General features: G+C 40.5%; 6 protein-coding genes and 1 pseudogene. 5 read left to right on the forward strand and 2 right to left on the reverse strand.

Annotated elements, in window-relative coordinates:
• Positions 1 to 73: 73 nt before the first annotated feature.
• From EAL04_RS07435 to msrB, 5 genes and pseudogenes are all read left to right on the forward strand, one after another.
• On the forward strand, positions 74 to 1,237 hold the full coding sequence (locus EAL04_RS07435; RefSeq protein ID WP_000941656.1) for a NifS family cysteine desulfurase: 1,164 nt from the start codon (positions 74 to 76) through the stop codon (positions 1,235 to 1,237).
• Between the two features lie 21 nt (positions 1,238 to 1,258).
• The gene (locus tag EAL04_RS07440) at positions 1,259 to 2,239 is read left to right on the forward strand and encodes an iron-sulfur cluster assembly scaffold protein NifU (protein ID WP_001947104.1); all 981 of its coding nucleotides are present in this window, start codon (positions 1,259 to 1,261) and stop codon (positions 2,237 to 2,239) included.
• Between the two features lie 158 nt (positions 2,240 to 2,397).
• The gene (locus tag EAL04_RS07445; protein ID WP_000415824.1) at positions 2,398 to 2,631 is read left to right on the forward strand and encodes a ribbon-helix-helix domain-containing protein; all 234 of its coding nucleotides are present in this window, start codon (positions 2,398 to 2,400) and stop codon (positions 2,629 to 2,631) included.
• A 111-nt stretch (positions 2,632 to 2,742) separates the two neighbouring features.
• Positions 2,743 to 4,089, forward strand: a pseudogene (gene radA / locus EAL04_RS07450) (DNA repair protein RadA).
• Positions 4,090 to 4,209: 120 nt separating this feature from the next.
• The gene (msrB, locus tag EAL04_RS07455; protein ID WP_078285526.1) at positions 4,210 to 5,289 is read left to right on the forward strand and encodes a peptide-methionine (R)-S-oxide reductase MsrB; all 1,080 of its coding nucleotides are present in this window, start codon (positions 4,210 to 4,212) and stop codon (positions 5,287 to 5,289) included.
• A 389-nt stretch (positions 5,290 to 5,678) separates the two neighbouring features.
• Here msrB and EAL04_RS07460 read toward each other — a convergent pair whose 3' ends face one another.
• Together EAL04_RS07460 and EAL04_RS07465 are read right to left on the reverse strand one after the other, a co-directional pair.
• Positions 5,679 to 6,512, reverse strand: a complete 834-nt coding sequence (locus EAL04_RS07460; RefSeq protein WP_120974392.1) for a sulfite exporter TauE/SafE family protein — start codon at positions 6,510 to 6,512, stop codon at positions 5,679 to 5,681.
• Between the two features lie 218 nt (positions 6,513 to 6,730).
• A partial coding sequence (locus tag EAL04_RS07465) for an outer membrane beta-barrel protein (RefSeq protein WP_120974054.1) occupies positions 6,731 to 6,839 on the reverse strand: 109 nt, incomplete at its 5' end.

The following is a 6,839-nucleotide window of genomic DNA, read 5'->3' on the forward strand; positions in this document are numbered from 1 at the left end:
AAATATCTTGTATTTAATCATAATTTAGACCTAGATAAGAAATCTATGTAAAATTTTTAAGGAGAACACTCATTTGTTACAACGAATTTATTTAGACAATAACGCTACAACTAGGATTGACCCTAAAGTCAAGGAGATCATGGATCCTTTTTTAAGGGATCATTACGGGAATCCTAGCTCGTTGCACCAATTTGGCACAGAAACCCACCCAGCCATTGCAGAAGCGCTAGATAAGCTTTATAAAGGCATTAACGCTAGGGATATAGACGATGTGATCATCACTTCTTGCGCGACAGAAAGCAATAATTGGGTTTTAAAGGGCGTGTATTTTGATGAATGCTTGAAAAAGGGCAAAAACCATATTATAACCACGGTTGCAGAGCATCCGGCGGTGCGATCCACTTGTAATTTTTTAGAAAGCTTGGGGGTGGAGGTTACTTACTTGCCTATTAATGAGCATGGGAGCATCACCGCCGATCAAGTCAAAGAAGCGATCACGGAAAAAACCGCTTTAGTGAGCGTGATGTGGGCGAATAATGAAACCGGTCTCATTTTCCCCATTGAAGAAATTGGGGCTATTTGTAAAGAAAAAGGCGTGTTGTTCCATACCGATGCGGTGCAAGCGATTGGTAAAATCCCTGTAGATGTGTTGAAGGCGAATGTAGATTTCCTTTCTTTTAGCGCGCACAAATTCCATGGGCCTAAAGGCATTGGGGGGTTGTATATTAGAAGTGGGGTGGGGTTGACCCCTCTTTTTCATGGTGGGGAGCATATGAATGGCAGGCGCAGCGGGACTTTGAATGTGCCTTATATTGTGGGCATGGGCGAAGCGATGAGATTAGCCGTAGAGCATTTAGACTATGAAAAAGAAGTGGTAGGGAAATTGCGCGACAAATTAGAAGAAGCGCTTTTGAAAATCCCTGATGTGATGGTGGTAGGGGATCGAGTCCATCGTGTGCCTAACACGACTTTAATCAGCGTGAGAGGGATTGAAGGAGAGGCCATGCTGTGGGATTTAAACCGCTCTAATATCGCCGCTTCCACAGGGAGCGCGTGCGCGAGTGAGGATTTAGAGGCTAATCCTGTAATGGTAGCGATTGGAGCGAGTAAGGAATTGGCTCATACCGCTATCAGGCTTTCATTGAGCCGTTTTAACACGGAAGCTGAAATTGATAAAACGATTGAAGTTTTCTCTCAAGCGGCTGTAAGATTGAGAAATATTTCAAGCTCTTATTAAAAAGAATATAAAGGAATCAAAATGGCAAAACATGATTTAGTGGGATCGGCTCTTTGGGACGCGTATTCTAAAGAAGTTCAAAGGCGCATGGATAACCCTACGCATTTAGGGGTCATCACCGAAGAGCAGGCTAAAGCCAAAAACGCTAAGCTCATTGTGGCGGATTACGGCGCAGAAGCATGTGGTGATGCGGTGAGGTTGTATTGGCTTGTAGATGAAAGCACGGACACGATTATTGACGCGAAATTTAAAAGCTTTGGCTGCGGGACAGCGATCGCAAGCTCAGACATGATGGTAGAATTGTGTTTGAATAAAAGAGTCCAAGATGCGGTAAAAATCACGAATTTAGACGTGGAAAGAGGCTTAAGAGACGATCCGGACACACCGGCGGTGCCTGGGCAAAAAATGCACTGCTCCGTGATGGCGTATGATGTGATCAAAAAAGCTGCCGGCATGTATTTGGGGAAAAACGCTGAAGATTTTGAAGAAGAAATCATCGTGTGCGAGTGCGCTAGGGTGAGTTTAGGCACGATTAAAGAAGTGATTAAGCTCAATGATTTAAAAAGCGTTGAAGAAATCACTAACTACACCAAAGCCGGTGCGTTTTGTAAAAGCTGTGTGAGACCCGGAGGGCATGAAAAAAGGGATTATTACTTGGTGGATATTCTTAAAGAAGTGCGCGAAGAAATGGAAGCTGAAAAACTTAAAGCCGCTGCGAATAAATCCCAAAATGGGGAATTGGCTTTCAGGGAAATGACTATGGTTCAAAAGATTAAAGCGGTGGATAAAGTCATTGATGAAAATATCCGTGCTATGCTTATGATGGATGGGGGGGATTTAGAGATTTTAGACATTAAAGAAAGCGATGATTACATTGATGTGTATATCCGCTACATGGGGGCATGCGATGGGTGCATGAGCGCGACTACCGGGACTTTATTTGCCATTGAAAACGCCTTGCAGGAATTATTGGATCGCAGTATCAGGGTGTTACCGATTTAATTTATTTTGATATTTTTAGGGGGTCAATGCCTTTTTGAGCGAGCACTAATAAACTTAAAATGAGGAACGATTAGCGCTTGCGGCATTATTCATTATACGCTACTTTTATGCTAATATGCTATTTTGAAGCGATTTGCGATGATGATTGAAGGAACTTGATGGAAAAGACAGAAAACACAGATGAAACTCACTTAAGGGGAACTAAAAATAAACTAGGACGCAAACCAAAAGCAGACGCTAATAAAAAAACTCGTGCTGTAAGCTTGTATTTTTCTGATGAGCAATACCAAAAACTAGAGAAAATGGCTAACGAAGAAGAAGAAAGCGTGGGATCTTATATCAAACGCTATATTTTGAAGGCTTTAAGAAAAATAGAGCAAAATGGCGCTTGATAACTTTTTAACTTGTTTTTAGTTTAGCTTTATGGGTTTTGCTATAGAATAAAACCAAAACCCCATTTTTATCTGGTCTTTAGCTGTGTGATTTTAAAAAAGGGTGGTATTTTGGCTAAAAAAACTTCTTTATTTGAGTGTCAGCATTGCGGTTTTACAAGCCCTAAATGGCTAGGAAAGTGCGTTCAGTGCAACGCATGGGAGAGTTTTATAGAATTGAACCAAACCCAAAAGGAAGTTTTAAACGCGTTTAAAAAACCGCTCCTACAAGCGCAAAAAAGCGTTTCTATCGCTGAAATTGAGCATGAAGAAGTGGTGAAATTTTCTTCCACTCAAAGCGAGTTGGATATTGTCTTAGGTGGGGGGTTCGCTAAAGGAGGGTTGTATTTAGTAGGGGGGAGTCCTGGGGTGGGGAAATCCACTCTGCTTTTAAAAGTGGCTTCTGGCTTAGCCAAAAACCAGCAAAAGGTTTTGTATGTGAGCGGGGAAGAGAGCTTGAGCCAGATTAAAATGCGCGCCACCAGATTAGATTGCATAGAAAAAGAATTGTATCTGCTCAATGAAATCAATTGGCCTGTGATTAAGGCTAATATGGAAAGCGAAAATTATTTTGCTTGCGTGATTGATTCCATTCAAACGCTTTATTCGCCAGAGATTTCTTCAGCGCCCGGCTCTATTTCGCAAGTGCGAGAGATCACTTTTGAGCTCATGCGTTTGGCAAAAACAAGAGATATTGCTATTTTTATCATCGGTCATATCACTAAAGAAGGGAGCATCGCAGGGCCTAGGGTGCTAGAGCATATGGTAGATAGCGTGCTGTATTTTGAGGGCGATCCCAGTAGGGAATTAAGGATTTTAAGGAGTTTTAAAAACCGCTTTGGCCCTACGAGTGAAATCGGCTTGTTTGAAATGAAAGAGCATGGTTTGGTGAGCGCTAAAGAAGCTTCAAGCTTGTTTTTTTCTAAAGAAGAGCCTATGGAGGGGAGTGCCATTACCATCACTTTAGAAGGATCAAGGGCGTTGATTTTAGAAATCCAGGCGTTGGTGAGCGAGTGCAGTTTTGGAGCGCCCAAACGATTAGCGAACGGGTTTGACACCAACCGCCTTAACATGCTCATCGTTTTATTAAAAAAAAAGCTAAAAACCCCCTAAAACCGCCATGATGTGTTCATTAATGTGAGCGGAGGCATTAAAATTAGTGAGCCGGCTTGCGATTTAGCGGTCATTGCCAGTATCCTTTCAAGCTTTAAAAACAGAAAAATTGACAATAAAACGGCGTTTTTGGGCGAAGTGAGTTTGAATGGCAGGATTTTAGAAGCCCCTAATTTGAACGCCAGATTGAAAGAAATGGAAAATTACGGCTTTTTAAAAGCCATTTTGCCCAAAAAACCCAGTCAAAAAACCTCTATCAAATGCTATGAGGCCAATGTGGTGGGTAAGATTGTTGAGTGGATGTGATGAACTTTTGTTACCTAGTAGAACAAAGCCTTATTGAAATTTAAACTCAATTTAAAGAACAATTATCATCTTTTTTAGTTATAATGGCGGACACCATTAAAATTAAAACAAAGGTTGTCAATGAAAGTATTATCTTACTTGAAAAATTTTTATCTTTTTTTACTAATAGGAGCGATCATGCAAGCGAATGAAAACATGGGGGCTAAACACCCAAAAACCGATGAAAGAGTGATTTACTTGGCTGGGGGGTGCTTTTGGGGGCTAGAGGCGTATATGGAGAGGATTTATGGCGTTATAGACGCAAGCTCTGGTTACGCTAACGGCAAGACTTCAAGCACGAATTATGAAAAGTTGCATGAGAGCGATCATGCTGAAAGCGTGAAAGTGATCTATGATCCTAAAAAAATCAGTTTGGACAAGTTGTTGCGCTATTATTTTAAGGTGATTGATCCGGTGAGCGTGAACAAGCAGGGTAATGATGTGGGCAGGCAGTATCGCACAGGGATTTACTATGTCAATAGCGCGGATAAAGAAGTGATAGACAACGCCTTAAAAGCGTTACAAAAAGAGGTGAAAGGCAAAATCGCCATTGAGGTAGAGCCGTTAAAAAATTATGTGAGGGCTGAAGAATACCACCAGGATTATTTGAAAAAACACCCCGGTGGCTATTGCCATATTGATTTGAAAAAGGCGGATGAAGTGATTGTAGATAGCGATAAATACACCAAACCAAGCGATGAAGTTTTAAAGAAAAAACTCACCAAACTCCAGTATGAGGTGACTCAAAACAAACACACTGAGAAACCTTTTGAAAATGAGTATTACAACAAAGAAGAAGAGGGCATTTATGTGGATATTACCACAGGCGAGCCGTTATTTTCTTCAGCGGATAAATACGACTCCGGTTGCGGGTGGCCAAGCTTTTCTAAGCCCATCAATAAAGATGTGGTGAAATACGAAGACGATGAGAGCCTTAATAGGAAACGCATTGAAGTGTTGAGCCGTATTGGTAAGGCACATTTAGGGCATGTGTTTAACGATGGGCCTAAAGAATTGGGAGGCTTAAGGTATTGCATCAACAGCGCTGCTTTAAGGTTTATCCCCTTAAAAGACATGGAAAAAGAGGGCTATGGCGAGTTTATCCCTTATATCAAAAAGGGTGAATTGAAAAAATACATCCAAGATAAAAAAACGCATTAAGAGGTAATGACTAAGCCCCCTAATGGGGGGTTAAAATGGGGGGTTTAAGCGTTTGGGTTGTCTTATGGGTTATTTTAAAAAACGCTAAAATCCGCCCTAAATAATTCATTTTTTAATTACCCTTACTTTGAAGACATTCTTTTTTAAGTTTTATGGTTTTGTTCTCATCAAATAAAGATAACTAAAACTTTTTATTTTTTTAAAAATGGGGTTTTTAATTTTATTTTTTGTTTCAAACTCATTTTTTAAGGGGGTAGGGGGTTATCCCATTACAACCCCTAAACTAAACCCCCCTAACCCTAAAGAAGCGCTTTTTTAGAGATTATCGCTTGCTCTTAGAAAGCTTTTTGATATTAATTTTAAAAATGCCCTTGAGCATTTTTAGATTTTTACCCCATAATGAGCTTGTGTAAAGTCGCTAAAATGCTTAAAGCATAAATGAGGAGCAACAGGATTTTATGCACCTTTTCATTAGCCAAAGCAATGAGCTTAATGCCAATGCCCACTCCTAAAAACGCTCCAATACCGGTAATCACCCCCGCTTGAACGCTTATATCATCAAGAACCTTCCCATTATAAAGAGAGATGACCCCAGATAAAGAAGCGAACACCACAAAAAATAGCCCCAAAGGCACGATTTTTTTAGAATCGTATTTCAAAAAATAGCCCAAAAACGGCACCATTAAAATCCCCCCACCCATGCCTAGCGGGATAGAAAAGATGCCAGTAACAAAACCGGCGAGCATCAAAATCCCATGCGTTCTGTCCATAGACACAAAAGGGATTGCGCGCTTTTTTTCGGGCGTTTTGCTATTCGCATGCAAATCAAAATGCATTTCTTCAAAATGCTCTGGCTTCTTGTTGTTAGAAAAAGCGTATTTGATAAAGGTGTAGCACACCACCACCACAAACACACCCATTAAAATCTTATCGTCAATGATCTTTAAGATAAAGCTCCCTAAAACCGCTCCCATTAGCCCTCCAAGCGCGGCAAATGAGCCTTCTTTCAAATCCAACAAGCCCTTTTTGTAATTGATGATAGAGCCGACCACTGAAGAAAAAAGCATTTGCATGAGCGAAATGCCCACCGCATGGCTATAGCTAAAATGGGCAAAAATCGCACTAGGGACGACAATCTCCCCCCCACCAATACCAAAAAACCCGGCGGTGATGCCGGTGAATAGCCCCACAAGAGCCAAAATAAACGCTGTTGATTCTTCCATGAAAAACTCCCTAAATTCTAAATTATTACTTTATCAAAAAAGAGTGATAATCTTTAAAAAATTTTCTTTAATGATTACAAAAATAGGGTTTTGACTACTTTAATTTTATCGCTTGGGAGCGGTTGCAAGAGATTATCTAGGCTCTTTACTGCTTAATTTTAAAAATGCTTTTAAGCGTTTTTAAACAAGCCCCCTTTTTTAAAGAGAATTTGCGCCACCTAGTAAGCAAACACATAATTGAGGAAAAGGCTATACATCCTTCGGTATTCTAGTTTAGCGCCCATGAAAGAATAGTAGCTTGTGTTGATCGTAGGGATTTTAAAACCT

It is taken from the genome of Helicobacter pylori (assembly GCF_003638305.1).
In the GTDB taxonomy this organism is placed as follows: domain Bacteria; phylum Campylobacterota; class Campylobacteria; order Campylobacterales; family Helicobacteraceae; genus Helicobacter; species Helicobacter pylori_DJ.

Coding starts and splice junctions, on each gene's coding strand:
- EAL04_RS07440 (WP_001947104.1), top strand. CDS start 1,259: ATGGCAAAACATGATTTAGTGGGATCGGCTCTTTGGGACGCGTATTCT.
- EAL04_RS07445 (WP_000415824.1), top strand. CDS start 2,398: ATGGAAAAGACAGAAAACACAGATGAAACTCACTTAAGGGGAACTAAA.
- msrB (WP_078285526.1), top strand. CDS start 4,210: ATGAAAGTATTATCTTACTTGAAAAATTTTTATCTTTTTTTACTAATA.
- EAL04_RS07460 (WP_120974392.1), bottom strand. CDS start 6,512: ATGGAAGAATCAACAGCGTTTATTTTGGCTCTTGTGGGGCTATTCACC.